The sequence below is a fragment of the Streptomyces griseorubiginosus genome, assembly GCF_001514195.1.
Classification (GTDB): Bacteria; Actinomycetota; Actinomycetes; order Streptomycetales; family Streptomycetaceae; genus Streptomyces; species Streptomyces griseorubiginosus.
Genome location: NZ_KQ948747.1, coordinates 105,504 through 132,043 on the forward strand (window position 1 = coordinate 105,504; position 26,540 = coordinate 132,043).

A 26,540-nucleotide genomic window follows, 5' to 3' on the forward strand; every position below is an offset into this window, starting at 1 on the left:
AGGTTCGCCACCCGCGGGCCGGCCCCTCCAACTGCCTCCAAAGACCGTGGGAGGGCGGTTTCCGTGCCGGAGAACCCCTCCGTATGCGGGAGAGCGTCTGCGCCCGTTGTGGGAGGTGTGAGGAGAGCAGAGTGCGACCGAATTCCGAGGGGTGCGACGTGGAGCGGGTTTTCGTCTTCCGTACCGAGCGGCGTTGGGATGGTGCGACGGCGTGGGAGCCCGGCCCGTGGCTGCGGGTGGGTATCGAGCGCAGCGAGCGTTCGCCGCTGGATGGGCTCGGCTGGCGTACGCACGACGGGGCGGAGGCAGCAGTCGGGTTCCAGGCAGCGATGGAGGGCTTCTACGGGCACTACCGGGCCGCCGGCGGCGCGTCGGCGGAGTACCGCGGCGAGCTGGAACGGTGCGAGGCCGTCAAGGAAGCCGCAGCTCACCGGTTCCGTACGCAAGAGAGCCAGGGCTCGGACTGGCACGCGGCGGGGGACTGGTGGCTGCTGCTTGAGGACGGCGACGCCCACGTGGAACGCCTGGACTGGCACGACCAGGCGGGTGCATCCGGTTCGATCACCCTGAGGGCGGCTTTCGCCGAACCCGACCGTACGAGCGAGATCACCGCCCTGGTCGGCACCATACGGGCGCACCACGAGTACGAGGCGGTTGGCGAGATCGCCCACAACCTGCTGAACGGCTCTCACACCAAGTGGCTGGGCAACTGGAGGACGGGCGGCGCGTGGCTGGAGTTCCGCCTCGTGCGGCCAGCTGCCGTCCGGTACTACGTGCTGGCCTCGGCGAACGACTGCCCGGACCGCGACCCGATGCACTGGACGCTGCATGGTTCGCACGACGGCCGGCAGTGGACTGCGCTCGACTCCCGTACCGGTCAGGTCTTCACCCGTCGACACCAGCCGAGGGGCTTCGCCGTGACCGGTTCGACCGGCATGGCGTATCGGCACTTCCGCCTTGAGATCACCGCGAACGCCGGCGCCGAGCACGTTCAGCTCTCCCAGGTCCGGCTGTTCGACACCGCTCCCGTCCCCGCGTACAGGGGCTTCTTCGGCTACCGTCAACGGGCGGGCGAAAGCCCGTCCGGTTTCCGTGGCGCGCCGCTGGCACCCGCACCGGAAGGTGCTGGTTTGCGCACCGTCGAAGAGTGGCGCGCCTATCTGTTCGACTACAGTGCCGACGTCATCCGGGTAGCCCAGGGCCGCGAGCTGTGGAACATCAGCGACGAGCAGCGGGCCGCCGGCTGGCTGGGATACGAGGGCGCCAGCGCAGAGCGGCTCACGGCGCTGGAGGAGCGACTCGGCACCCGGCTTCCGCCCAGCTACCGCACGTTCCTCGGCGCCTCCGACGGCTGGCTGCACCTGAGCTCGTTCATGTACGAGATGGGCACGACCGACACCGTCACCTGGCTCACCGAGACGGACGCGGACCTGACCAGCTTTTACGACGACATCGATGAAGAGGGCGCCATCCTCACACGCTCGTTACTGATCTCCCAGGACGGCGAGGAGTACTGGCTGCTCGATCCCGGCGACGTGTCCGGGGATGGGGAGTGGGCGGCGTACATCTGGGCGAGCTCGTACCCGGGCCTGGGCAAGCGGCATGCGTCGTTCGCCGAGCTGGTCCAGGCGGAGCGCGCCAGCTTCGAGGAGCTCAAGGGCCACGAGGGCCAGGGTGTACACCCGGAGGGCGCCGAGGACCTGGTCGCCCAGGGCCGCGAGCAGGCGCTGCGGGGTGAGGCCGAACAGGCGCTGGCGAGCTTCGAGCGCGCCGCGGTCAAGGGCTCAGGCGTCGGCATGTACCTCAAGACCGTCCTCGGCGCGTTCCTCGACCTGCGGTTCGCCCACCACGAGATACGCAACAACATTCTCGGCCGGGACCACGTCATCGCAGCCGTCGGCGAGGACCAGGTCCGGGCCGAGGCCCTTCCCCTCTATCTGCGCCGTACGGTGGAAGAGCACCGGCCGCACGGCAGGTTGCCGCGGCTGGAGATCCTCGGCAGGCTGGTCCCCGAACTGGGCTTCTCGGCGGGCGAGTCCAACGACGACTGGATCGAACGCGCTGCCGCCCACGTGCCGCCCCAGCTGCCCGAACCGCCGGCCTTCCAGCAGGCCCTTGACCTGGCCCGTGCACTTGCCGAGCAGGGCCAGGACGAAGAAGCGTGGAACGTCATCGAGGCCGCCCTGCCGCACTGGCGCTCCGACAACCCGCACCGCATCGCCCCGGTCATTCTGCTGACGGACCCGGTTTTGCGCGACGTGGTCACCCCGCGCCGGGCACAACTGGTGGTAAGAATCCCCCGCGGAAAGGTCCTTGGAGGAAACACGCGCTGGTGATCACCGATGCGCTGTCGTCTCCGTGCGCGCTTCCTCACCGGTGGCAGGTACGGGGGCAATACCGGCCAGGTGCGCGCATGCGCTCCGAGGGCGCCCCGGGTGGAGTCGAAGGCAGGTCCACTTCGCCATGACCCATCTCATGGCTCTGCGTCTCAGCGACGAGAGGCGCGGAAGGTGCGCCGGTACGCCGACGGGGCGACCCCTGCCTCCCTCGCCAGGTGCCGCCGCAGCGAGGTGGCGGTGGCGAAGCCGACCTCGTGGGCGACTTGTTCCACCGGCAGGTCGCTGGACTCCAGCAGGTGCCGCGCCCGCCGCAGCCGTTGCTGGATCAGCCAGCGGCCGGGGCTGAGACCGGTCTCCTCATGGAAGCGTCGGGCGAAGGTACGGGTGCTCATCGCCGCGTGCGCGGCCAGTTCGTCCAGCGACAGAGGAAGTTCCAGCCGCTGCAGAGCCCAGTCGCGGGTGGGCCCTGTGCCGGCTTCGCTCGCATCCGGCAGTGGCCGCTCGATGTACTGCGCCTGCCCGCCGTCCCGGTACGGCGGCACGACGCAAAGGCGGGCGACCTGGTTGGCCACCTCGCTGCCGTGGTCCCGGCGCACCAGGTGCAGACAGATGTCGATACCGCTCGCCGCGCCCGAGGAGGTCAGCACGTCACCGTGGTCGACGAAGAGCACGCCGGCGTCGAGTTCGACCCGGGGGAACAGCTCCCGGAAACAATCGGTGAGCGCCCAGTGGGTGGTTGCCTTGCGCCCGTCCAGGAGGCCGGCGGCGGCCAGCAGGAAGGCACCGGTGCAGATGGACACAAGACGGGTGCCGGGGCGGACGCGGGACAGGGCGGCTAGGGCCTGCGGATCCGGGGCGGCAGCCGAGGCTCGGGAGATCGTGTACGGAGGGATGACCACGGTGTCCGCCTCGGCCAGCACCTCGGGGCCGTGCCCGGGGGTGACAGTCAGGTCTGAACTGGTACGCACAGGCTGCCCGTCCACGCTCGCGGACAACACTTCGTAACGGCCGTCGGCGGAACCCAGGACCCGGTGCGGAATGCCGAGTTCGAAGGGATAGACGCCGTCGAGGGCAAGGACCACAACCTTGTGGGCGCCAGGCCGCGCGTCAGGGTCGGCCGCGCGGTCGGTGCCCTCCCGGGCCCGGGAGGGCACGGCGGACGTGCCGCGAGCGTCGGGAAGGCGTCGGGCGACATGGGCAGGGGCAGGCATGGCAGGATCGTATCGGAAGATGACTTCCTCGCCATCGTCCCGGGCCGGACCGTACGGCAGGGTCGAGGTATGACTTCGACGGACACCTCAGAGAACCTCAATCCTCCGGAATCGGTGGCTGGCACGAACTCCCGGAGTTCTGCTGCCCGGGACGGCGCCCCCGCGATGCATGCCCTGCATCAGACGGCCCTCGGCGGACCTGAGGTTCTGCAGCTGACCGAGCTTCCGCGGCCCGAGCCCGGCCTTGGGGAGATCTTGGTCGCTGTGCACGCGGCCGGATTCAACCCCACGGACTTCATGCACCGCGCCCAGAGCGGCTTCCTGCCGCCCCCGCCGCGAACGCTCGGATGGGACGTCTCCGGCACCGTGGTGGAGGCCGGCCATGGCGTCACCCTCTTCAAGCCCGGTGATGAGGTGTTCGGCATGCTGCCCTACCCATACGGAGCTGGCTCCCATGCCGAATACGTGACGGGCCCTACCCGAGCCTTTGTCGCCAAGCCTGCCAGGATTGACCACGTCCAGGCGGCCGCTCTGCCGCTGGCCGCGCTCACCGCATGGCAGGCCCTCGTCGATACTGCGGGTCTCCGGACCGGGCAACGGGTGCTGATCCACGCCGCGGCCGGTGGTGTCGGCCATCTCGCTGTACAGATTGCCAAGCAGCGCGGCGCACACGTCACCGGGACAGCGAGCGCCCCCAAGCACGACTTCCTGCGCGAGCTCGGCGCTGATGCCTGCATCGACCACCGCTCCGAGGATTTCACCGACACCGACAAGCGCTACGACGTCGTCCTCGACGCTCTCGGCGGGGAGAACGCCCCCCGTTCCGTAAGCGTGCTCCGCCCCGGCGGCGTCCTCGTCACCCTGCTGCCGGGCGCTGAAGAAACCCAGGCTGTGGCCGAGAAGGCGCAGGTCCGCGCCGTCCACCTGGCCGTCGAGCACGACCAGGCCGGTATGCGCGCCATCGCCGATCTCGTCGACCGGGGAAAGCTCCGAGCTCACGTCTCCGGCACCTTCCCCCTCGCCGAAGGCGCACGGGCCCACGTCCTGGGGGAGACGGGCCGCACTACGGGCAAGCTGGTCATCACCGTGCGCGAAATGGCTTGAAGGCGTCCCGAGCTGCGGAAGGCGCACGTCGGTCGTCACTGACGACACCGTGTTCGTCAGGCCACTGGTCAGTCCGCCGAGCGGTCCCAGCCCGACCCTGAGCGCCAGCGCCCCCTTGCCCATCTCCGCGACAACGACGTCTGGGAGTTGGGAGGCACTGCTCTCGGACGGGTCCGTCCTATCAGCGGCGGACCGCCCGGCCGACATCTCCGAACTGCAGGAAGCCTGGACCGAAGGCACGGCCCGGATCGAGTTACGGTCCTGACCGGCAGGGCCGCGCCGCACACGGCACTGCACGGGTCACGCAACGCCCAGGCTTTGTACGGCATCCGGCCCCCATCAGGCCCGCAGCAGTGTGCTCTTCCAGCTCGCCACCGAGATCCCCGCCGCCGTCCTCGCCCGTACCTGTCGGTGGGCGGCGGCTTCGCGCCGACAGAGCATCGCGCCGGCCGCCCGTTCCGCACGAGCCCGAACATGGCGTAGCGGGAGTGCAAACCTGACGGCGGATCCGACGATCATGGACGACCTGGGTCCGCTGCCCGACGACGTCACCAGGTACCTGGACGTCGGCTACGACTCGGACGAGACCGCCCGGACATGCCCGGCCTGCGGGGTGTTCGCCACCCGGGTCAAAGGCTCAGCAACGACCCGGCTCCGCGACCTTCCGTACGGCGAGAGGGATCCGGAGTTCCGCTGGCACAAGCACCGCTGGTTCTGCGGGAAGCCCGATTGCCCGCGCCGCTCGTTCACCGAGCAGATCCCGCAGATACCGGCCCGCGCCCCGATCATCACGCGGCTGCGGACCTGGGCCGCACGCCGGGTGAGGGACGCCGGCTCCACCGTCGTTCAGCCGCCCGCGACCTGCACCTGTCCTGGCCGACCGTGTAGCCCACCTGAGGCGGTGGATTGAGCATGTCGCTGTCTGACACGGCTCGCGCCCCGCCGTTGCCCGACGACGGTCACAAGATCGGTGGCCATCGGATGAACATTGCTGGAGGCGCCCCGGCGAACGAAAAGACCCAGGGCGCCCCTGGCGTGATACGTATCGGTTCGTGGTCAGTTGGTTGTTGTCGGTCTTGGGGGCTATTCGACTGCCTGATCGACGATCAGATCCTCGACGCGGCCGTAGAGCATGTGTTCCCGGCGTACTCCGTCGTCGTCGACGCCGTCGGCGAACTCCCCCCAATCCATGTTGGCGATCGAGAGGTTGTTTTCGATCTCTTGAATGGTATGCGGGAGGGCTCGGAACGACCGGCCTGCGCGCTTGCCTGGCCAGTCGTTGGCTGGGTCAGGCTCCGAGCCGAGGTCCACGACCAGGATCGGGTGCTCGGGGGAGTGAGTCGTGGTCTCGTCGATGACCAGCAGCAGTGAGTGCGTGGCGCGGTCCGGCCCGGACTCAAGCAGCTCGGTGACTGTCAAGTCGGCGAACGCCGGGTCGTCGACATATGTCACGTTGGCCTCAAACCCGTCCGGTGTCACCCAATTGATCCCGGCCTTCACTCATTCCCAGGCCGCCTGGTCGGAGAAATCGGTGCGTATCACCGGCGCGTCCGGCCTAGTCGGCAGCTGTGGTGTGCTCATCGGCTCCAATGCTCCTCGCTGGTCAACGGCGTCGCCCGTGATGAACTCAGCGACTCGTGATGGAACTTGACCGTAGGGTGCGCCACCATGCGGTCAACAGTTTTCCAGCGGCGATGGTTTTGACGGCCGCAAGATCTGCACGAAAGGCTCAAGGATGTAGCTCTACGTGCTGTTGCTGCTACGTTCCAATCGTGGGTTATAACCCTCCTTACGGCCGCACCGCGCGCAAAGGCGCCTATCCAGGCCAGTCAGCGCTGGCACGTCGAACGCGCTCACGCCTGGCAGAACGCCTTCCACCGGCTGCCCGCTGCTACGAGCCGCGCGCCACCGTCATCAACGCATTATTCGACCTCGCTGATACGAACATCACCGTGCACAGCCTGATCCGCCGGGCCTGGAGCACCCACCGCTGGGACACACGCCCCCACCACCGGTCAGTGACCGCCCCGCCGAGTCACAAACGCGCAAGGGCGGCTACCCGGGAGTGCGACCATTGAGGATCTTCTGGAACAGCACATGATCACGCCATTCACCGTCGATATGCAGGTACTTGGGCGCTGTACCGATCACACCGAAACCGCACTTCGCAAGCACCCGTTGCGAGGCCAGATTGGTGATCATTGCACATGCCTCAATTCTGTGCAGATCAAGCTGACCGTCAGCCGCCTGGCAGGCCGCCCGGACAGCCTCGGTCGCCAGGCCACGTCCTACCCACTCTGCATCAATCCAATATCCGAGATTCGCATTGCGAAAAGACCCAAGGGAAACGTTAGACAGCGTCACCGCTCCGACCACCTCGTTCCCGAGGGCCAGTACCCACGGGACCAGGCGCCCTGCCTCTCGCTCCTTCAGCTGACCACGCACACGGTCGGCCTGACCTTGCTCGGTGAAGAAGTCCTCACTCCTGCGAAGATCCCATGGGCGCAGATGATCGCGATTTCGCAGGTAGGCCCTGCAAAGCCTGCTGAAGTCCCCTTCCTCCAGAGGACGCATCAGCACATCGTGGGCAACGGCCAAAGGGAAAGTGATCACCGTGTCATCGTATGACGGCATCGCGGCCAAGCAGCCGTCGAACACCGTGCGCCAGGGGCATCCTGAATGTTCATCGCTGCAGTCGATCACGTGAGTACGCGGCGGTGCACGACTGGCTCACCATCGTGCATCTGCCCAGTTATGCGCGTGATCGCGACCACCTCGTCTAAAAGGGCATCTGATCTAGGTAGTTGGTGTTCTGGGCTGGTTTTGTGACTGGTGCTGTTGGCGGTCGTTGGATGGGGCGTGAGTGCTCGTCGTTCGTACCGCAGTGACGTGTCCGACGCCCGCTGGGCCTTGATCGAACCGGTCTTCACCGCTTGGCGGGCGAGACGGACCGGACCCGGAACGGTGGCCCGGGTGCACGATTTGCGAGAGATCGTCAACGCGATCCTCTACGTCAACCGCACCGGCATCCCCTGGGAGTACCTGCCGCACGACTTCCCGCCGTACAAGACCGTTTACGACTACTACGCGAAGTGGGAAGCCGACGGCACGACCCAGCAGGTCCACGACCTGTTACGCGACAAGACCCGCCGATTCCATGGCCGTCGTGCGGAGCCGACCGCGGCCGTGGTGAACGCACAGAGCGTGAAGACCTCGGCAAACGTCGCCGAGACCAGCCAGGGCATCGACGCCGGAAAGAAGATCAAAGGCCGAAAGAGGCACCTGATCACGGACACGCTCGGTCTGGTGCTGGCCGTCCTGGTCACCGCCGCGAACGTGCACGACACCACCGGCGGCAAGCTCCTCCTCGACGACCTGGCCACGGCACATCCCAGCGTGTCCAAGGTCTGGGCCGACGGCGGTTACCAGAACAGCATCTTCAACCACGGCGCCGGCCTGGGCATCGACGTTGAGGTGGTGCAGCGGCCCCGGGCCAAGGGGACGATGATCCACTGGGCCATGGCTAACAAAATGTCCCGCGAATTGACCGGAGAATCCACACCAACCTGGCGAATCGAAACGGACATCCCGCGCACATCCATGTGAACACTGATCAGATGCTCTCTAAGTCGCGATGCGCACACTCGCGGCGAACGCCACTTGGCCCTCCTTGAGGTCCGCGAGGTGCTCGACGTCGCTGGCCGGTGGCGTGGGACGTAGAGGTGCGTCAGATCGAGGTCACGTGGCCTCGTTCATCCGGCTGAGGAAGTCCTTCATCGATTCTCCGTGGTCGATCGTGCGGCGGTGTCTGCTGGGGCGCGAGGGCGACGGTTGGGCTCCGAGCCTTCAGCTGTGGGCGCGGGCGGTCCTGCGTCGGCCGTCCTGTCGACGCCATGCGAGCGGTTGGTCAACAGCAGTCCGACCAGGGCTACGACGCAAAGCAGGAGGACGGACCACATGTAGAGACGGGCGGTGTGGACGAGCCCCCCGTCGTGGACGACCAGTACTCCGGCGATGACCGAGGGCACTCCCATGCCGAGGTAACTCACGATGTAGAGGACGGACAGTACGCCGGCCCGTTCGGTCGGCGCCGCGCGGGAGGCAACGGTGCGCAGGCCGCCCTGGAATCCGGCGCCGAAGCCCAGGCCGGCAATGATCGTGCTGCTGAAGAATCCCGGTGCCGAATTCCTTTCGACCGCCGCCGGCACGGCCAGTGTGGCCGTCACCAGCAAGGCGACGCCCAGCATCATCACCTTGTGCGGTGGGGTGCGGCCGAGGACGGCGGCCGACAGCGCTCCGGCCACTGTCAGCAGGAAGAGCCCGAGCCCGGCCACCACCGTCGAGTCGGAGTGGGACACTTGCCGGGCGAGTGCGGGGCCGAGCGAGCCGTAGAAACCGGCGAGCGCCCATGTGGCGAACAGGATCGGCACCGCCGCCAGTACGGTGCCCCTCAGGCCGGACGGTACGGCCATCCTGGGCACCAGGGCGGCGCGTGCACCCGGCATACGGCGGACGGTTTCCGGCATCCGGAGCACGGCCGTGCCCTGGAGGACGAAGACACCGGTGAGCACGAGGTACACCAGGTGCGTGGGCATCGGCGCGTACTGGACCAGCCACCCGGACAGCAGGGCGCCGGCGCCGGTGCCGATGCCCGGTGCGGCGGCGTTGGTGACGGCGCCGCGGTGCCGGTCGATGTCCATCATCGCCGCGCCCAGCGTGCCGACGGCCGCCCCGGTGGACACGCCCTGGATCACCCGCCCGAGCAGCAGGGCGTCCACGCCGTGCGCGGTGGCGAGGACGGCCATCGCAGCGATCTGCAGGGCGAGCGTGGCCAGCAGCACTGGCCGTCGGCCCACGTGATCGGAGACTCGCCCGAACACGAGCAGGGACACGAGCACGGCGATCGCGTAGACACCGAAGACGACGGTTGTGGTGAGGGGCGAGAAGTGCCAGGCGGTCGCGTACGTCGCGTACAAGGGTGTGGGCGCGCTGGAGGCGGCCAGCAGTGAAACGACGACGGAGCTCAGCAGGACCAGCCCGCCGAGGCCGGGACGCCGGTGGAGAACAGCGCTCTCACCGGGTCGTGACGAGCTGTCGGCGGAGGAATGCGCAGTGGTCACAAACACCTCGATGGGGAAGAAGCGGGTTCACCGGCGGCTCGTGGTGACGGTGTGCCCGCGAGGCCGGCGGCGTGCCTCGGCGCTCCCGTCGGCAGCCGGTTCCCGAAACGGCTGCCGACGGGTCACGGAAGGGGTGAGTGGTGCGGTCCGCCCGATACGTGCGGTTACTGTGCGGCACTGTCCGGGTAGGCGGCGACTGCTCGCACCTCCAGGAGGAACTCGGGCCGGGCCAGGCCGCTGACTCCGATCATCGACCAGGCGGGATACGGCTCCTTGATGAAGCGCTTCTTCGTCTCCAGGAAGCCCGCCAGGTGCTCCTGCATATCCGGGTGGTAGCTGACGACCTCGACGAGGTCGGAGAAGGTCAGCCCCTCGATCCGCAGAACCTCCTCGGTGCGGCGCAGCACCCACTCGGTCTGTTCCTCGATGGTCTCCGGCAGGCTCCCGTCGGGCCGGTATCCGACCTGGCCCGCGATGAAGAGCAGGCCGCGGGCGCGGACCGCGGCCGAGTACTCGAAACGCGCGAATCCTCCGGTCGTCGCTCCGAAGACCTCGGAGTCCTCCGGGATGGTGACGGTGTACGTGCTCACTGCATGGTCCTTACGTTGTGGGTGGGCCGCGGGGGTTCCGTCCGCGGCGGTCGGGTTCGGGTCAGCTGCCCCATCGGGAGGAGAGCGCGGCCTCTTCCATGCGGGTCCGTCGAGGCGGGTCGCCCCGCTCGCGGAGCAGTTCTCCGGCGACGGAGTAGCGCGGCCCGTTCGCGGGGTGCCTGGCCGCCTGGGTCGCCATCGCCTCCACGATCGAGCTGACCATCGACAGCCGGGGGTACACCTCGTGGATGGCGCGGGCTTCCTCGTCGGTCACGGCGTCTGGGACGATTCCGGGGCCGATCACGCCGCCGAAGTCCACGCAGATCCCCTCCCGCAGGAGCAGGCTCAGCGCGCCGCGGCGTTCTGCGATCTGTGACGTGGTGTGCAGGGCGATGGCCTCCCACACGGCATCCACCTCGGCGGCGGGCAGCCCCTGTGCGGTGAGGAACTCCGCCGCCCGGTCCGCGCCCACCACCTCGAACCGCTGGGTGTGTTCACCCTCCGGCGCCAGCCCGAGGTCATGGAGCACGCAGGCGAGGAAGAGCAGCCGTTCGTCGTGATCACGGCCGGCGACCATCCCGAGGCCGCGGGCCACCAGCCGGGCGAACAGGTAGCTGCGGATGCTGTGGTTGGCGATGGGCACCGATTCGGCACCTATCGCGAGGCTCAGAGCGGCGCGGGCAAGCGGAGTGTCGGGCAGGGACGTGATGTCCTCGGTGTTCGGGTCACCCCTCTCGTCGGGGGTCGGCGCGGGCGCCGGCGATGGAGAAGTTCCGGTCATGGCCCCAAGCGTCGTCGCACCGCCACCACTGTCGCGAGTGGCAGAAGTGCCTATCTTCGTTAGAATGCTGCCATGTCCGTTCACCGAGTGGCCGTGCTGGCGCTGGCGGGGATGGCTCCCCTCGACCTGGCCATCCCCCTGCAGATCTTCGCCCCGCGCGCGGAGACCCCTTACGAGATCTCCGTCTGTGGACCCGACAGTCCCGTCCTCACCGACAGCGGCTTCGCGATGGCCGTCACGAGCGGACTGGAAACCCTGGACACCGCCAACACCCTGATCGTGCCGGGATTCGCCCCAGGGGCACTGCCTCGGCCGTTCCCGCAGGCGGTGCTCGACGCGCTGGTCACGGCCCACGACCGGGGCCGGCGTGTGGTGTCCATCTGTACCGGCGCCTTCGTGCTGGCCGAGGCCGGCCTGCTCGACGGGCTGCACGCCACCACGCACTGGCAGTACATCGACGAACTTGAACGCGAACACCCCGCCGTGCACGTCGACCGTGACGTCCTCTACGTCGACGAGGGCGACATCCTGACCTCGGCCGGGGTGTGCTGCGGCATCGACCTGTGCCTGCACCTCGTCCGGCGTGACCTGGGGGCCACGGTGGCCAACCAGATCGCCCGGGGCATCGTCGCCGCTCCCCACCGAGAGGGAGGCCAGACCCAGTACGTACCCGCGCCGGTCGCGAACGCCGGCGACACGGCACTGGCCGACACCCGGGCCTGGGCGCTGGAACGCCTGGGGGAGCCGCTCACCGTCGCCCAGTTGTCCCGGCGTGCTGGTATGTCCGAACGCTCCTTCATGCGCCGGTTCGCCGAGGAGACGGGCACCACGCCCCTGCAGTGGCTGATGAGCGCCCGGATGGGGCTGGCACGCGAACTGCTGGAGGCCACGGACCACTCCGTCGACGTGGTCGCCCGCGACTCGGGCCTGGGCTCGGCCGCCAACCTGCGGCTGCACTTCCGGCGCACACTCAACACCACGCCGACCGCGTACCGGCGGGCCTTCAGCCGCCGTGTTCCGTCCGGCCGCACATGACGGCCGCTCAGGGCACAGGGGCACGTTGGCGTAACGGCGGCTTGCGGCGTGCGGTGACGCATGCCTGCGAACGCACCAGCCCGGCGTGCTTATGGCGAAGCAGACGCTGAGCGGTGATGCCACGCGCGTGCGGCGATTCTGGGATCGGCGTCCCGGTCTGCTTCACGATCCGTACCGCCCCCCTCGCGGAACTCCGCATGTGTAGATGCGCTTCCTGGATCCCACGACCTCAGCCATCCCGCCGGTCACGTTTCACTACGAGGGGAAACCGGCCAAGGAGCTCGGTGTGCATCCGGCGACGCTGCGCAGCTGGGTGTCGCGGCCAAGCGCGACGGTTCGCCGTCGTCGGACAGGTCCGTCCGGGCATCCGTGGGAGCAGGCTCGGGTGGCCGGTTACGGGAGGACGCGCGGGCCGAGCAGGAGCACCGATCCTGGCTGTTCCGTTGGCCCAAGGCTGTCAACCTGTCCTTGACGGCTGCCGTACCAGGTGTCGGTGGCGCCTGGCACCTGTCCGGCGGATCATCGCGGCAGCGAGGCGCGGGCTGTGTCCTGCAGAGTGTCGCGGAGCCAGCGGTGTTCCGGGTCATTGTCGAGTCGTGGGTGCCAGGCGGCGCGCACATGCAGCTCGGGCAGTTGGGCCGGGACGTCGAACCAGCGCAGACCCAGCGGCGGCCCGTACTGCTCGGCGAGCTGCCTCGGCACGAGTCCGACGTACGGGCTCGACGACACGAGCAGCAGCGCGGCCGCGTAGGTGGGCACCACTGCGGCTACGTGCCGGTGCAGCCCCGCGGCGGACAGTACGTCGTCCAGCGGGCCGTGAGCCTGCCCGCGACGGGAGGCGGAGACGTGGTGCGGCGCGCAGAGCCGGGCTAGGGTCAGCGGGCCCGGTCCGTCCAGCGGGCTGCCGGCGCACGCGGCCGCCACCATCCGATCCTGGTACAGCGCCGCCGTGCAGATGTCCGGCGTGGTGAAAGAGCCGACCCCGACGTCCAGGTCGACCGAGCCGTCCCGCAGCGCCTCAACGCTCTCGGTGAGCTCGGCGACGAACCGCAGCACCACCCCGGGCGCCTCGACGGCCACTGCGGCGACGAGGGCCGGAGCCAGAGTGGCGGCCACCCCGTCGTTGATCCGGATGGTGAACGTGCGCCGCAGCTCGGCCGGCCGGATCTCCCGGTCGGCTCGCAGCAGCTCGGACGCCTCATCCAGCAGGGAGCGCACCCTCGGCGCCGCGCGCATCGCGTAGGGGGTCGGCAGCATCCCCCGCCCTGCTCGCACCAGCACCGGGTCCCCGCAGGCCCGCCGCAGCCGGCCGAGCGCGCGGCTGGTCGCGGGGATGGACAGGTGCAGGCGTTCCGCGGCCGCTGTGACGCTGCCCTCCTCGACGAGCGCGTCGAAGATCCGCAGCAGGTTCAGATCGAGCTGCTCCATATTTGCATCATACGCAACGAACGTTTGTCAAAGTTGCGTGGCGCGATAGCTTCCAGGGCCCCTAGCGTCGATGTCGTCCCGCCCACTCCAACGGGGCGACATCGACGTAAGGAAACAGCAGCTATGCCGCCGCACACGTTCGAGGCTTCCCTGACCGCTTTCATCCTGGTGCGGACCACCCGCAGCTGGCTGGACCTCACACCCCGGCAGCGGTTCGAGGTCCTGCGGACCGAGATCCGGCCGGCCATCGAGGCCAAGGGCGTGGCTGTCCGTTCGCGGTTCTACGACACGGAGTTCTACTCCGCCCGGGTGAGCGACATCTGGGTCTGGGAAGCACCCGACCACAACTCGTTCCAGCAGGTCATCGAGGCGTTGCGAGAAACCCGCTTCTGGGATGACTACTTCGAGGTGGTGGACGTGCTGGTGGGCGTGGAGAACGCATACGCCATCAACTACGGCCAGGACGCCATCGCCACGCTCGGCGCGTGACTGAGCGTCCGCGCAGACAAGGAGACTCTCGATGACCCGCATCGCACTGATCACCGGCGGAAACCGGGGCCTGGGCCGCGCGGCCGCACTCGCGCTGGCCGAGGACGACGTGCACGTGATCCTCACCTATCGCTCACACCCCGACGAGGCTCAGGCCGTAGTCGCGCAGCTGACCGAGCGGGGCTGCTCCGCCGCCGCCCTGCACCTCGACGTCCAGAAACCCGACAGCTTCGCCGCGTTCGCCGACGAGCTGTGTGACATGCTCGGTCGGCAGTGGCACCGAGACCGGTTCGACGTGCTGGTCAACAACGCCGGCTTCGACGGGCACACCCCGTTCGGGCAGACCGATCCGACCACCATGGACGAGCTCTATATGGTGCACGTGAAAGGTCCGATCCTGCTGACCGAGCTGCTCGCACCGTTGATCGCGGACGGAGGTCGAGTGCTGTTCACCTCCACGGGACTGACCCGGTACGTGGCCAACCCCGTCTACTCGGTGTACGCCTCGATGAAGGGCGCCATCGAGGTCTACACGAAGTACGCCGCCACGGCGCTCGGCCCCCGTGCCATTACGGTCAACGCGATTGCGCCCGGCGCCACCGCGACGGACTTCGCCCACGGGATGATCCGCGACGACCCCGACTACCGCGCGATGATCACCGCGAACCACGCTTTCGGCCGGGTGGGAGAGCCCGCCGACGTGGCGGGCGCGGTCCGCACCCTCACCTCGCCGAGCGCGGGCTGGATCACCGCCCAGCGGGTCGAAGCCTCCGGCGGGCAGAGTCTCTGAGCCGTCGGACGCCATCGCTCGCCTCTGGATCACTTATCCCCAGACGGTTGCCCGGCAACCGATCAGACGTCGTCATCGCTCAAGGAGGGCTCGCGCCGCGCACCTCGGCCGGGATCTCCGTGGAAGAACGCAAGGGAATCCGGCAGAGGGTACGGCTCCGTAAGCCCCAACGGGTCGCGCTGCACTCCTGGTCCTTCGCTCAGCTCGCAGACTTCATCGTCCACAAGGCCGACCGGGCAGGCGTGCCCTTGGTCTTCGTCGATCCCGGGTACGCGTCCCAGACATGCGCCAAATGCGACCACGTCGACAAACACAACCGTGTCGACCAGGGACTTTTCATCTGCCGGGGGTGCGGGGTCCTTGCCCACGCCGACCGGAATGCTTTCTACAACATCGCCACCCGTGGCGAGAGCGTGCGGAACGCGGGGCGTGAGTCACGCGTCCCTGCCACCCGATAGAGGTATCTGGACGGAGGAGCCAACCCAGCAGCCAGTTGGGCGCTACCTCCAAGCCCGGTCCTTCAGGGTTGGGTCACGTTGAAATGAGCTGGTGTTCGGCCAGGCTGCGCCCGGTCTGCTCGATCGCGTCTGGGATCGATCGCAACGGGTGTCCGAGGAGGGTCTCCGCGGTGGTGCGCTCGAAGCGCTGCTTCTGGCCGATCAGCCATCGGTTGTCGCGCAGTTGGGGTTCGAAGACGCTGGCGAGCCAGGTGAACCAGGTCGGCATCGCCCGTGCGGGCACCTTCTGGCTTGCTTCGGGAAGGCGTTCGCGGATGACGCGGGCGACCTCGATAAGCGACATCGGGTCGGTGGCGACGATCGTGCGCCGACCGGCGGCACTCGCGGAGGTCATCGCGGCGATGTGGGCGTCGGCGATGTCCCGCACATCGACCCAGGGAAGCCTAAGGTCGGGGACCATCGGGAGTGCGCCCGACATGATCTGCTGGATCGCGGCGACTGAAGTCCCGGGATCGTTCGTCAGGAGTGGCCCGATCACCGCACCGGGGTTGATGAGTGCCAGCCGGTCCGGGACCCCACGTTGCTGCACGAGTTCGCGCGCGGCCCGCTCGGCCTTGATCTTCGAGACGGTGTACGCGTTCAGGCGCGGGCCGTCGGGGTCCGTCCAGTCAGCGTCGGTGTAGAGGTGCTCTTTGGGCGCGCGGGCAAACTGGATCGTTGCCAATGATGAGGTCATGACGATGCGTTCCACGCCTGCATCCAGCGCCGCCCCGACCGCGCGGGTTGCACCCTCGACGGCAGGACGGATCAGCTCGTCAGGGTCTTTCGGCTTCGCTAGCCCGAACGGGGAAGCCACGTGCAGTACGTATCGGCATCCGTCGAGTGCTTCCGCCCACCCTTGATCGGACAGCAGGTCGAGCTGGCAGATCTCGAGCCTTGCCGTGTCGACGCCTGATGCCGCCATCGCTGCATGTACGTCGTCGGTTCGAGCGCGCGACCGCACGGAGCCGCGTACGGCGTATCCGCGCCGCAGCAGCTCGGCTGAGATGTGACCACCGATGAACCCCGAGATGCCTGTGACCAGGACCGTGTCTGTCATGTCTACTCCACTCCATCATCTTGACAGTGAGCAGTTTACGAATCATCTGCTCACTGTCAAGATGATGGGATGGGCAAGGACTCACTCACCGGGGATCAGTACCATCACGGCAACCTGCGCGCCGCGCTGCTCGACAGCGCTCTCGTCGTGCTGACCGAGAAAGGCGTCGCAGGCTTCAGCATGCGCGAAGCCGCGCGACGAGCGGGAGTGTCGCAGTCTGCTCCCAAGCATCACTTCGGTGACGCGCGCGGGCTCCTCGCTGCGCTCGCGACCCGCGCGTACCGGCAACTCTGCGATCGGCTCGAATCACTGGAACTTGCTGGACTCGATGCGCGAGAGCGCGTCACGTGCATTGCTGCGGAGTACGTCGCCTTCGCGGGCGAGAACCGCGCCCTGTTCGACCTGATGTGGCGGATGACGCAGTTCGACTTCACCGCATCCGAACTGGCCGAGGAGAAGCACCGCGCTCTCCTAATTCTGGATCGCAGCCTGCGCGGCGAGGACGCCGAACCACCGGCTCACGACACCGACCCCGCGCTGGTGCCGAGCTATGCGGTCTGGTCTCTCGTTCACGGGTACACGACCCTCGCATTGGAGGGCGCAATCGACAGCAGCAACCCGGATCCGCTGAACAGCGACCTGTTGAACACGATGCTCGCGCTTCTTGACGTGTCTGGCCCCCCGCGGAAGAGCTTTCCGTAGGGCGAAGCACAGTCCGGGGGATGGAGGAAAATCGGAACGAGAACCGGCGCCGAGCCTCCGGCGGCCCTGGTGTGCGGATGACGGTTCATCGGTTGCCGGACCTGGCTGAAGCCGCCCCACGGATGACGCCCAGTTATCTGCGGGCGTTTGGTTCGTGACCTGCGGTGATGCTCTGGAGGCTGTACGTGAGGCGGCCCTGCTGTCTGCGGAGGGGCAGGCGGTGCCCGCCATCGTGCAACTGTCAGCGGGGACGCGTTGACCATCCGTGCGGCGGCTGACGCCGTCCTCGACTCGTTCCGCAACCCGAACGCAGTTCGCAGCTACGCGACGGTGTCGGCGAGACGGCCGAGAGGATCTGAGGGCCGCCCGCGTCGGCAGCGGACGACGAGATCGGCGAAGCCCTGGACCTGCTGCGGGTCACCGCGGCAGTCAACACCTGGAACGCCCGCCGGGCGGCGGTGCCTGACTCCGAGACCCGGGCGCGCTCGGAGATGGCCCTGGACAGGCCCATCGCCCGGCGCGAGGTCCACCTGCGGGAGAAGACCTTGTCGCGGATGCTCTACCAGACCGCCGCCCGATCTGAGGAGATCCTCGGTGTGAACATCGAAGGCCTGGACCTCGCCGCGCGCCGCTGTCCCATGCAGGCCAAGGGCGCCCGGAGCCAGGCCCACGAGGACTTCGTGCTGGAGATCGTCACCGGGGATGCCGACACCGCCCAGCTCCTGGCCCGGCTACTGAGCGGCCGTTCTCGGGGGCCGGTTTTCGGCACCCACTGTCGTCCAGGCCCGAAGCTTGTAAGCCCCCGCACTGTCTGCCCGGACACCGGCCTCGCGCGCCTGCCGTAGGTCAAGCCCGCGCGCTGCTGGACGAGCACGCACACCCTCTGCGCGGCTTTGGAACAGGCTGGGACCTCACGGGTACCGCCATTCCGCGCTGACTGGCCTCGGCGAGCAGGCGCCTCGCTGCTGATGCTGATGGCGAAGTTCCGGCACAGAAGCCGGAGAACGTCCGCCGCTGCTCTCAAACCCACCCCAGAGGCGATCGCCGAACTCACAGGCTGCTCGCCCCTGGAGACGCCCACCGCTGAGCCGTCGCCGCCCGGCAGGATGGCCCGCCCGGGCGGAGCAGCCCTTCGGGTGGCTCGGTTAGGGCGATAAGCGATGAAGCCGTCGCTTGGGAATGGAAGGGTGTCAGCCTTGGCGGCCCGGGAGCATGGTCAGGGCCTGGGATCGCTGTGTGACGAGGTCGTCGTACGTGCCGTCGCGCTCGGCCCAGCGGTGCATCAGGACGCCCTTCACGAGGATCTCGCGGGGGGTGGTGTCCTCCGAGAGCAGGTCCATGACCTCGGTGGCGAAGTCGCCGAGGGGCAACGCGTGGGGGTTCACGTTTTCCTGCCCTGCCGTGGCGACGGCCGGGGGGACAAGCTCAACGACGCCGACACCGGTGCCGTCGAGCTGCGCGCGCAGTGCCTCGGAGTAGGCGTGCACTGCGGCCTTCGAGGCGGCGTAGGTGGGCATGAGCGGGAACGGCAGGAAGGCGATTCCGGAGGTGACGGTGATGAAGGTGCCGGTACCCCGCCGGACGAGGTGGGGGGTGAAGGCGTCGATGACCCGGATGGTGCCGAGTAGATTGGTGTCGATCGTCGTCTCTGCCGCCTCGAAGTGCGCGGGGTCGCGCAGGTCCTCTGGGAGCATGACGCCAGACATCGTCACCACGGTGTCCAGCTCGGGGTACCGGGCGAGCACGGCGTCACGGGCAGATGCTACGGAAGCACTGTCGGTGACGTCGATGCTGAGCGTACCGAAACCTTCCTCGGCGAGTTCCGAGAGTGCCCCCGAGCTGCGCCCGCCTACGGCCACGGTGCTGCCCGCTGCGGCGAACCGGCGGGCCAGCTCTCGCCCGATACCCGAGGTTCCGCCGACGATGAGAACGGTGCGGTTGGACAGATCCACGAGAACTTCCCTTAGTCCAGGGCGCCGCCGGCATTCAGGCGGCGCAGAAAGTGATGCTCCCTGTTCGGAACAGGTGCTATCGCAGTCTTGACGGCATTCGCCGGGTGTGGCAGGGCCCCCGTCTTCCCTGGTCCTGCCAGGGCCCCCTCTGGGACGCGTGCACCGCATTACGGTGTCGTTATGAAGGATGAGGAATCCGGCAACCGGCTCGGCAGCTACCTCCGTGCCCGACGCGAACTGGTCTCCCCGGCGCAAGCAGGACTTCCGCCCGGGGGCAACCGCCGCGTGCCCGGCCTGCGCCGCGAGGAAGTCGCCCTGCTCGCCGGAATCAGTCCCGACTACTACCTTCGCCTGGAACGGGGTCGTGACAAGAACCCCTCACCGCAGGTTCTCGAGTCACTTGCGCGGGTCCTGCAGCTCGACGACATCGAGCGGACGTATCTGCTCGGCCTCGCGGCGGCGCACCCCAGGGCGCCGCGGCGCAATCGGCCCGAGCACGTACCGGCGCGCATGCATGAGTTGCTCGCTCACCTTCAGATCCCCGCATTCGTCGAAGGGCGCGCGTTCGATGTCCTGGCCTCCAACCCCATGGCGGTCGCGCTTTCCCCCCGCCTGCAGCCCGGCCAGAACCGGCTTCGTTCCCTCCTCCTCGATCCCGAGGAACAGACCTTCCACCAGGACTGGGCGAAAGCCACCGCCGCTTTCATCGCCGCCCTTCGCAGCACCATCGGGGACGACACCGACAACCCCCGGTTCGTCGAACTCGTCGGAGAACTCGCACTGTCCAGTCAGCGGTTCCGCACTCTGTGGGCCCGCCATGACGTTCGCAGTTTCGACGGAGGCACGACCACAGTCCACCACCCCGTCGTCGGTGAGCTACGCCTCCACCGCGACAAACTCCCCATCGACGACGTCATCCTCGTCGTCTACTACCCCGACAAAGACAGCGACAGTGACGAGAAACTGCGGCTCCTCGCCGCCCTCTCACACACCGAGTCCGCCGGCACAGCACACGACCGACCGGCGGATGACCCACGCCCAAAGACACCCTGACGAGCACGCGCCGCCCCGGCTTCGCAATCAGAACGCCCGCACGATGCCGCATCGGTTCCCACCGCCGGACGTACCTTCATCGGGGCCTTCCTTCGTGGATACCCCGGCCTTCAGGCCGGGGAGGAAACGAAGCTCCTGCGGAGCAGGGCAGGAGACGTCGGTTTGCCGCCAGGGCGGACCGGCGTCCATCGCTCACCGGCCGAACACCCGCCGCTCACATGGGAGTTGATAGATTGGGAGGTATGGCGGAGCAGGTCAAGCGGGCGTTCAAGTACCGCTTCTATCCCACGGGCGAGCAGGCGGCTGAGTTGTCGCGCACGTTCGGCTGTGTCCGCCTGGTGTACAACAAGGCGTTGGGAGGAGCGCAGCCGGGCCTGGTACGGCGAGCAGCGCCGGATCTCCTACGTGCAGTCCTCCGCCGCGCTCACCCAGTGGAAGAAGACCGAACAACTGGCCTTCCTGACCGAGGTGTCCTCGGTTCCGCTGCAGCAGGCGCTGAGGCATCTTCAGACCGCGTTCGCCAACTTCTTCGCCAAGCGCGCGAAGTATCCGCGCTACAAGAGCCGCAAGAAGTCCCGCGCGTCGGCCAAGTACACCCGCTCCGCCTTCACCTGGCGGGAAGGGAAGCTGATTTTGGCCAAGATGGCGGAGCCTTTGGACATCCGCTGGTCGCGCCCCCTGCCCGAGGGCGCAGAGCCGACCACGGTGACCGTGTCCCGCGACGCGGCCGGCCGCTGGTTCGTGTCGATGCTCGTGGAGGACACCATCAGCCCCGCCCCCGCCACGCATGCGGCGGTCGGCCTGGACGCCGGGATCACCTCCCTGGTGACCCTGTCCACCGGGGAGAAGATCGCCAACTCCCGGCACGAACGCCACGACCGCGCCCGCCTCGCCAGGGCGCAGCGGGAGCTGTCCCGCAAGGCGAAGGGCTCCGTGAACCGGGCCAAGGCCCGGCGCAAGGTCGCCAAGGTCCATGCGCGGATCGCCGACCGGCGCCGCGACTTCCTGCACAAACTGACCTCGCGCATCGTCCACGAGAACCAAGTGGTCGTGATCGAGGACCTGACCGTCCGTAACCTGCTGAAGAACGGGCGCCTGGCGCGCGCCATTTCCGATGCGGCGTGGACGGACCTGCGCTCCATGCTGGAGTACAAGTGCGCCTGGTACGGGCGCGAACTCGTCGTGATCGACCGCTTCTTCCCCAGCTCGAAGCTGTGCGGAAGCTGCGGCACGGTCGCGGCGAAGATGCCGCTCAACGTCCGTGCGTGGACATGCAAGCACTGCGGCGTCGTGCATGACCGCGATGTGAACGCGGCGCGCAACATTCTGGCCGCCGGGCTGGCGGCAGCAGCCTGTGGAGACGGTGTAAGACCTCAACGGGAGTCCTCCCGCACAGGGCGGTCGTCGGTGAAGCAGGAATCCCAGCGGGTGACCGCTGGAATCCCCCGCCTCTAGGCGGGGGAGGAAGTCAAGGTCCTTCCCTCCGGCGGTGCCGGCCAGCACCCCGTCATTCCTCGTCGGTGACGTCCGGGTCGCCCAGCGGGCGCAGGCCACCGGGCAGGTCGGGAAGCTGGAAGGAGTACCGCCCTCCCCGCATCGCGGGGAAATCTCAGTGCCGCCCGAACAGGCCACGCGGCCCAATGGCATCCTGCTCCTCGACCCCGACATAGATGAGGATCTGAACCCGCAGGGACATCAGCCTTTCTCGTTGGCTGAGGTCGAGGCGGCGCCCACGGGTGGTTCCCGCGCGGGCTCCGGGGCCGGACGAGGGCGCGTGCCCTCGGATCGGCTGTCGTCCTCCAGGGCTTCTTCGTCCGCGAGCGGCTGGGCCTCGTACAGGACGCGGATGATGCCATCGCCGTGTCGTTCGGTGCGGGCGCGGACGCCGAAGACGTCGGCGAGGATCTTCGGGGTCAGCACATCGAGGACCGGTCCCGCCGCGACCACGGCCCCTTCGTGCAGGACGACCACGTGGTCGCAAAGGCGGGCTGCCAGGTCGAGGTCGTGCAGGACGGCGAGGGTGGTGATGCCGGTGGCCCGGATGAGGTCCAGCAGTTCGAAGCGGGCGCGGATGTCGAGGTGGTTGGTGAGTTCGTCCAGGACCAGCAGCCGGGGGTTCTGGGCCAACGCGCGGGCCAGCAGAACGCGTTGGCGTTCGCCACCGGACAGGGAGGCGTAGTCGCGGTCTGCGAAGGGCCGGACGCCGCAGCGGTCGACGGCGTCCGTCACGGCCTGGTGGTCTTCGGCGCGGTCGCGACTCAGCAGGCCGTGGTGGGGTGCGCGGCCGAGGGCGACGATTTCGGTGACAGTCAGGCCCGTGGTGTTGCCGCCCGCGTCTTGGAGGACGGTGCCGGTACGGCGTGCGGCGGCTCGGGGGGACAGCGCCCAGACGTCGTCGTCACCGATCCGGACGGCACCCTCCGCTGGGCGCAGCGAGCGGTAGACGGCGCGCAACAGGGTGCTTTTGCCGCTGCCGTTGGGGCCGACGAGACCGACGATGTCGCCCTCGCGGGCTTCGAGGCTCACGTTGTGGAGGATCGGGGTGCGGTCCAGGGTGATGTGGAGTTGGTCCACTGTGAGTTTCATTGGTCAGTCCAGGCCCTTGGTGTGGCGCAGCAGCCAGAGGAAGAAGGGGGCGCCTAGAAAGGCGGTGATGATGCCCAGTGGTAGTTCGTTGGGACGGGTGAGGGTGCGGGAGAGCAGGTCGACGAGGACCATGTAGACGGCTCCCAGCAAGGCGGTCAGGGGCAGGAGTCTGCGGTGGTCGGCGCCGAGGGTCAGGCGTACCAGGTGCGGGATCATCAGGCCGACGAAGCCGATGCCGCCCGCGACGGCCACGACCGTGCCGGTCAGCAGCGCGCTGAGGATCAGCAGGACGGCGCGCAGGCGGTTGACGTCGACGCCGAGCGCGGTGGCGGACTCGTCGCCGGCCAGCAGGGTGTTGAGACGTCGGCCGAAGAGAGTGAGGAGCACAGTGGTGGACAGCACCACCACGGTGACCGCGGGGAGTTGGTCCCACTGAGCTCCCGCGACGCTCCCCAGCATCCAGAACATGACCGTTCGCAACTCGTTCGGTGTCGCCTGGAGTTGTACGAAACTGGTCGCCGAGAGGAAGACGTAACCGACGGCCACGCCCGCCAGCACCAGCCGGGTCGGCGCCAGCCGGCCCCGCTGCTGCCCCAAGGCGAAGACGAGCGCGCCGGCCGCTACAGCACCGATGAAGGCCGCCGCCGATACGCCCAGCCCTGCGAGGGCCGCGCCTTCGCCCAAGGTGATGACGAGGACCGCGCCGAGTGTCGCTCCGTAGGAGAAACCGAGCACGACGGGGTCGGCGAGCGGGTTGGAGACCAACGTCTGGAGCACCGCGCCGGCCACGGCGAGCCCAGCGCCGACCAAGGCGGCAAGGACCACCCGCGGAGCGCGGAAGTTCCAGACGATCTGATCCAGCGCGGGGTCGGAGGGTGCCGAGCCTGCTCCGGTGACGTGGTGCAGGACGATTCCCCACACGTCAGTGAGGCGGACGTTCACCGCGCCGACGCTGATCGACACGATCATGGCGGCGAGCAGCGTGAGGAGCAGGAGCGTGAAGGCCAGCGGGCCTCGGATCCGGCTCAGAAGGCGTTCGGGTGGAGCTTCTTGGCGATCTTCTGGACGGCCAGGTCGTTGCTGGGGCCGAGGTACATCGAGTCGGACACCGTCACGTACGCGTTGTTCTTGGCCGCCGGCCACTGGGGGAACTCCTTCAGCAGTGTCTTGGCATAGGCCGCCGGATTTGGGTCGTTGTAGGCGATGACGACGAGGGCGTCGACGTCGGTGGCGGCCACCTTCTCCTTGCTCAGGTCGGCGAAGGTGGTCGTGGCGGCGCTTTCGAAGGCGTTGGCGGCGCCGGCCTTGGCGAGGATGTCGTTGACGATGCCCCTGGCGAAGACGGAGCTGAAGTCGTTGCTGCCCATCGACATGCTGGAGAAGAGCACCATGACCTTCGGTTTCATCTCGCCCTTGACCTTGTCGGAGACTGCCGCGATGTTCTTCTCCGACTCGGCGATCAGCTTCTCGGCCCGGTCACTGACGTTGAAGATCCTTCCCATGTCGCGCAGCAGCCGGTAGCTGTCGGCGATGGTCATTTTTGAAGGGTCGTCGTCGCAGCCCTGCGGGGAGACGTAGCTGTTGGCTCCTACCTGGTTCAGCTGCTCGCGGGTAGCGAAGCCGTTCTTCTGGTCGAAGCCGTACGTGGTGGTGGACAGGACGAGGTCGGGACGCAGGCCGAACATCGCCTCGCGCGGGATGTCGTAGGCCTCGTTGAGCTTGACGCCACCGGTGGGCAGCTTCTTGATGGCGGCGGCCCGGCCTGCGACATCGGAGGCGCCGTAAGTCTGCTCGTTGGCGACGATCCGGTCCCCCAGACCGAGGGCGAGGAGCGTGGAGACTTCGGCTACGGAGGCACCGTTCATGACGACGACCCGGCTGGGCGCCTTCGTGAACGTCTCTGTCCGGCCGCAGTTGTCCAGCCTCACCGGATAGCCGGCCTGCGAGGCCGGGGTCTTGGCCGTGTCGTGGGACGACGAGCCACACGCCGCTGTGAGCAGGCAGAAAGATGCGGCCAGGACGGTGGCGACCGGCCGGTTGATGGACATGCTGACTCCTGTGCGTGCGAGGTGCGTTGACGTTCTGAGAGCGTCTGATGCAGTAGTCGGGGCGCGGTGGCTGCGAGTTCCCACGAGTTCCTACGAGATCCGGAGCCGGGGTTGGTGCTCTCTTTCACCGGGAGCCCGGGGAGCACCAACCCGCTTGCGTGTCAGGCCGCCAGGGCAGCTGGTGCCTCGGCTTCCAGGAGTTGCCGTTCCAAGGTCGCCCGGGCGCGGGAGACCCGGGAACGGATGGTGCCGACGGGGCAGCCGGTGAAGCCGGCGGCCTCTATATAGGACAGGCCGACCACCTGGGTGAGGACGAACGCTTCACGGCGTTCGCCGGGCAGCGCGTCCAGCAGGTCGAACAGCGCCACTCTTTCTTCGAAGCCCGGAAGGCCGCGCGGCTGGTTGCGTTCGACGACCGGCTGCCAGTCGGGGACGTCGGCGAGCCGTGGCCTGGCGGCGGCGTGCCGGAAGCTGTCGACCACGGCACGGCGAGCAATGGACAGCAGCCAGGTGCGGGCCGAGGCTCGCCCCTCGAAGCGAGGCAGGCTATCCAAGGCCCGCGCGAAGGTTTCCTGGGTCAGGTCGTGCGCGCCCTGGGGATCGCCGCTGAGGCGGGCGACGTAGCACAACACGTCGTTGTGGAGCGCGCGGACGAAGTGCTCAGCTGCGCGGGCGTCGCCGCTACGGGCGGCCAGCGCCCAGGCGGTTGCCTCCGCGTCCGTCGCGGCGCGTCGGGTCCGGGAAGCGGGCAGGACGGTAACAGTCACGTGTATGTCCTTCTCGGGTCGTCAGGACGTCCGGGGCCGGCCGCTGGGAGCGGTGACGGCGTACCAGGACTTGAGGTGCGGCCGTACGCGGTGGGTACGGCGATGCCCGGGGCCCGACAGGAGGGTGTCCGCGCACGGCGGTACGTGGACGCGCCGGGCTGAAACGCCGGCAGGAAGGAACTGCGTGCCAACGTGGCAGGACGCAGAAGGAGAGCGAGACGTGAGGACCCGGTGGTTCCGGCTGTCAGGCGACAGCGGCACCCGTGGGCGGCGCCCGAGAGGTGAGGGAGCAGCAGAGGAGAAGGCGCGCCGGCCCCGGAACGTCGGCGGCGCGGCGTCGGCCCTCGATCGGGCGCGGGAGCGGCGGGGGCCCGGCCAGCAGCATCCGCAAGGGTGCCACCAGCCGCGTGGCCGCGGCCCGCAAGACGCGAAAGACCGCGCGCTCGCCGCACGCGAGCCAGAGCCCGCACAGGATTGCGGCCAGGAGGTGGGCGGCGAACATGCCGTACGGGGCGGTGCCGCTCGTACCGGTCATACCGTGCGTGTGGGGGGCGCCGGTCATGGCATGCGCCATGGGGCCCATCTCCATGGGACCCATGTGCATGGATCCCATCGAGCTCATGGAGCCACTGGAGCCCATTGGTGGAGAGCCCATGGCCATGCCACTCATGCTCGTCGTGGAGCCTGGGGCACTGGTCACGGCACCTCGTCCGGGCACCGACGCGGGTGTGAGCGTCTGCGCGAGCGAGAACCCCTCGTGCAGCACCGCCTGTGCAATCGTCACGACCGTGACGATCAGCATGTGCCCCCGTTCACGGCCGGCCAGCAGCCAGCCCGCGGTGCCGGTCCCGGCCGCACCGGAGACCATGGCCCACCAGGGGACCGAGGCGCCCGACATGAGCACGTGGCCGAGGGCAGCGAGCAGCACGCAGGCTGTGGCGAACACACAGGCCCGCAGCGCACGGCACCACCCTCGGACAGTCACAAC

The 26,540-nt window shown here is 68.3% G+C and carries 25 protein-coding genes and 2 pseudogenes; 13 read left to right on the top strand and 14 right to left on the bottom strand.

What is annotated here, in order from left to right; translation table 11 throughout:
• The first annotated feature begins 131 nt into the window (after positions 1-131).
• Positions 132-2,336: an SMI1/KNR4 family protein gene (locus AQJ54_RS39555; RefSeq protein WP_062246019.1), complete on the top strand. Its 2,205-nt coding sequence runs from the start codon at positions 132-134 to the stop codon at positions 2,334-2,336.
• Positions 2,337-2,488: 152 nt separating this feature from the next.
• On the opposite strand, the gene AQJ54_RS39560 is transcribed toward AQJ54_RS39555, so the two are convergent.
• Entirely contained in the window at positions 2,489-3,550 is a 1,062-nt protein-coding gene (locus tag AQJ54_RS39560) for a GlxA family transcriptional regulator (RefSeq protein WP_248845537.1), read from the bottom strand.
• A 69-nt stretch (positions 3,551-3,619) separates the two neighbouring features.
• Here AQJ54_RS39560 and AQJ54_RS39565 point away from each other — a divergent pair, with 69 nt between their 5' ends.
• A complete protein-coding gene (locus AQJ54_RS39565; protein WP_062246134.1) occupies positions 3,620-4,654 on the top strand; it encodes an NADP-dependent oxidoreductase in 1,035 nt (344 codons plus the stop codon).
• Positions 4,655-5,171: 517 nt separating this feature from the next.
• A complete protein-coding gene (locus AQJ54_RS39570; protein ID WP_062246023.1) occupies positions 5,172-5,564 on the top strand; it encodes a transposase family protein in 393 nt (130 codons plus the stop codon).
• A 173-nt stretch (positions 5,565-5,737) separates the two neighbouring features.
• Here the strand turns inward: AQJ54_RS39570 and AQJ54_RS39575 are convergent, their stop codons facing one another.
• Positions 5,738-6,133, bottom strand: coding sequence for a DUF6924 domain-containing protein (locus tag AQJ54_RS39575; protein ID WP_062246025.1), 396 nt, complete (start codon positions 6,131-6,133; stop codon positions 5,738-5,740).
• A 330-nt stretch (positions 6,134-6,463) separates the two neighbouring features.
• Between AQJ54_RS39575 and AQJ54_RS44385 the strand changes: the two are divergent.
• Positions 6,464-6,669: pseudogene (locus tag AQJ54_RS44385) on the top strand (IS5/IS1182 family transposase); the annotation flags it as partial.
• Positions 6,670-6,709: 40 nt separating this feature from the next.
• Here AQJ54_RS44385 and AQJ54_RS44390 read toward each other — a convergent pair.
• Positions 6,710-7,288 carry a GNAT family N-acetyltransferase gene (locus tag AQJ54_RS44390; RefSeq protein ID WP_211278639.1) on the bottom strand — a complete coding sequence of 193 codons (579 nt, stop codon included), beginning with the start codon at positions 7,286-7,288 and terminating at the stop codon, positions 6,710-6,712.
• A 225-nt stretch (positions 7,289-7,513) separates the two neighbouring features.
• Here AQJ54_RS44390 and AQJ54_RS39580 point away from each other — a divergent pair, with 225 nt between their 5' ends.
• A complete protein-coding gene (locus AQJ54_RS39580) occupies positions 7,514-8,260 on the top strand; it encodes an IS5 family transposase (protein WP_062246027.1) in 747 nt (248 codons plus the stop codon).
• Positions 8,261-8,427: 167 nt separating this feature from the next.
• Here AQJ54_RS39580 and AQJ54_RS39585 read toward each other — a convergent pair whose 3' ends face one another.
• From AQJ54_RS39585 to AQJ54_RS39595, 3 genes are all read right to left on the bottom strand, one after another.
• Positions 8,428-9,774 (bottom strand): MFS transporter, encoded by a 1,347-nt coding sequence (locus AQJ54_RS39585; RefSeq protein ID WP_248845539.1) that lies wholly within the window; start codon positions 9,772-9,774, stop codon positions 8,428-8,430.
• 164 nt (positions 9,775-9,938) lie between these two features.
• Positions 9,939-10,364, bottom strand: coding sequence for a RidA family protein (locus AQJ54_RS39590; RefSeq protein ID WP_062246029.1), 426 nt, complete (start codon positions 10,362-10,364; stop codon positions 9,939-9,941).
• Positions 10,365-10,425: 61 nt separating this feature from the next.
• Positions 10,426-11,145: an HD domain-containing protein gene (locus AQJ54_RS39595; protein ID WP_079070236.1), complete on the bottom strand. Its 720-nt coding sequence runs from the start codon at positions 11,143-11,145 to the stop codon at positions 10,426-10,428.
• Positions 11,146-11,217: 72 nt separating this feature from the next.
• Here AQJ54_RS39595 and AQJ54_RS39600 point away from each other — a divergent pair, with 72 nt between their 5' ends.
• The gene (locus AQJ54_RS39600; RefSeq protein ID WP_062246031.1) at positions 11,218-12,180 is read left to right on the top strand and encodes a GlxA family transcriptional regulator; all 963 of its coding nucleotides are present in this window, start codon (positions 11,218-11,220) and stop codon (positions 12,178-12,180) included.
• Between the two features lie 519 nt (positions 12,181-12,699).
• On the opposite strand, the gene AQJ54_RS39605 is transcribed toward AQJ54_RS39600, so the two are convergent.
• On the bottom strand, positions 12,700-13,608 hold the full coding sequence (locus AQJ54_RS39605) for a LysR family transcriptional regulator (protein WP_062246033.1): 909 nt from the start codon (positions 13,606-13,608) through the stop codon (positions 12,700-12,702).
• Here AQJ54_RS39605 and AQJ54_RS47520 point away from each other — a divergent pair.
• From AQJ54_RS47520 to AQJ54_RS39620, 3 genes are read left to right on the top strand one after another with little or no spacing between them, the layout of a single operon-like run.
• On the top strand, positions 13,522-14,097 hold the full coding sequence (locus AQJ54_RS47520; RefSeq protein WP_282959647.1) for a darcynin family protein: 576 nt from the start codon (positions 13,522-13,524) through the stop codon (positions 14,095-14,097). The two genes, AQJ54_RS39605 and AQJ54_RS47520, sit on opposite strands and share 87 nt — an antisense overlap.
• A 31-nt stretch (positions 14,098-14,128) precedes the next feature.
• Positions 14,129-14,887: an SDR family NAD(P)-dependent oxidoreductase gene (locus AQJ54_RS39615; protein WP_062246037.1), complete on the top strand. Its 759-nt coding sequence runs from the start codon at positions 14,129-14,131 to the stop codon at positions 14,885-14,887.
• Positions 14,888-14,934: 47 nt separating this feature from the next.
• Positions 14,935-15,345: a zinc ribbon domain-containing protein gene (locus tag AQJ54_RS39620; RefSeq protein ID WP_428843820.1), complete on the top strand. Its 411-nt coding sequence runs from the start codon at positions 14,935-14,937 to the stop codon at positions 15,343-15,345.
• A gap of 73 nt (positions 15,346-15,418) precedes the next feature.
• Here AQJ54_RS39620 and AQJ54_RS39625 read toward each other — a convergent pair whose 3' ends face one another.
• A complete protein-coding gene (locus tag AQJ54_RS39625) occupies positions 15,419-16,444 on the bottom strand; it encodes an NAD-dependent epimerase/dehydratase family protein (RefSeq protein ID WP_062246041.1) in 1,026 nt (341 codons plus the stop codon).
• Between the two features lie 69 nt (positions 16,445-16,513).
• On the opposite strand from AQJ54_RS39625, the gene AQJ54_RS39630 reads away from it, so the two are divergent.
• Both AQJ54_RS39630 and AQJ54_RS47110 read left to right on the top strand, forming a co-directional pair.
• Positions 16,514-17,146 carry a TetR/AcrR family transcriptional regulator gene (locus AQJ54_RS39630; RefSeq protein WP_062246044.1) on the top strand — a complete coding sequence of 211 codons (633 nt, stop codon included), beginning with the start codon at positions 16,514-16,516 and terminating at the stop codon, positions 17,144-17,146.
• Between the two features lie 458 nt (positions 17,147-17,604).
• A complete protein-coding gene (locus AQJ54_RS47110) occupies positions 17,605-17,991 on the top strand; it encodes a site-specific integrase (protein ID WP_248845540.1) in 387 nt (128 codons plus the stop codon).
• 345 nt (positions 17,992-18,336) lie between these two features.
• On the opposite strand, the gene AQJ54_RS39640 is transcribed toward AQJ54_RS47110, so the two are convergent.
• Complete coding sequence (locus AQJ54_RS39640; RefSeq protein WP_062246046.1) at positions 18,337-19,098, bottom strand: SDR family oxidoreductase; 762 nt, start codon at positions 19,096-19,098, stop codon at positions 18,337-18,339.
• Between the two features lie 180 nt (positions 19,099-19,278).
• Between AQJ54_RS39640 and AQJ54_RS39645 the strand changes: the two genes are divergently transcribed.
• Positions 19,279-20,151 carry a helix-turn-helix transcriptional regulator gene (locus AQJ54_RS39645; RefSeq protein ID WP_062246048.1) on the top strand — a complete coding sequence of 291 codons (873 nt, stop codon included), beginning with the start codon at positions 19,279-19,281 and terminating at the stop codon, positions 20,149-20,151.
• Positions 20,152-20,393: 242 nt separating this feature from the next.
• Positions 20,394-21,606: pseudogene (locus AQJ54_RS39650) on the top strand (RNA-guided endonuclease InsQ/TnpB family protein).
• A gap of 240 nt (positions 21,607-21,846) precedes the next feature.
• Here the strand turns inward: AQJ54_RS39650 and AQJ54_RS39655 are convergent.
• From AQJ54_RS39655 to AQJ54_RS39675, 5 genes are all read right to left on the bottom strand, one after another.
• Positions 21,847-22,737 (bottom strand): ABC transporter ATP-binding protein, encoded by an 891-nt coding sequence (locus AQJ54_RS39655; protein ID WP_079070237.1) that lies wholly within the window; start codon positions 22,735-22,737, stop codon positions 21,847-21,849.
• A 3-nt stretch (positions 22,738-22,740) separates the two neighbouring features.
• The gene (locus AQJ54_RS39660; protein ID WP_062246050.1) at positions 22,741-23,706 is read right to left on the bottom strand and encodes a FecCD family ABC transporter permease; all 966 of its coding nucleotides are present in this window, start codon (positions 23,704-23,706) and stop codon (positions 22,741-22,743) included.
• A 56-nt stretch (positions 23,707-23,762) separates the two neighbouring features.
• Positions 23,763-24,785, bottom strand: coding sequence for an ABC transporter substrate-binding protein (locus AQJ54_RS39665; RefSeq protein WP_062246052.1), 1,023 nt, complete (start codon positions 24,783-24,785; stop codon positions 23,763-23,765).
• A 161-nt stretch (positions 24,786-24,946) separates the two neighbouring features.
• Positions 24,947-25,552, bottom strand: a complete 606-nt coding sequence (locus tag AQJ54_RS39670) for a sigma-70 family RNA polymerase sigma factor (RefSeq protein WP_062246054.1) — start codon at positions 25,550-25,552, stop codon at positions 24,947-24,949.
• A 244-nt stretch (positions 25,553-25,796) separates the two neighbouring features.
• Complete coding sequence (locus tag AQJ54_RS39675; RefSeq protein ID WP_248845541.1) at positions 25,797-26,537, bottom strand: hypothetical protein; 741 nt, start codon at positions 26,535-26,537, stop codon at positions 25,797-25,799.
• Between the last annotated feature and the right edge of the window lie 3 nt (positions 26,538-26,540).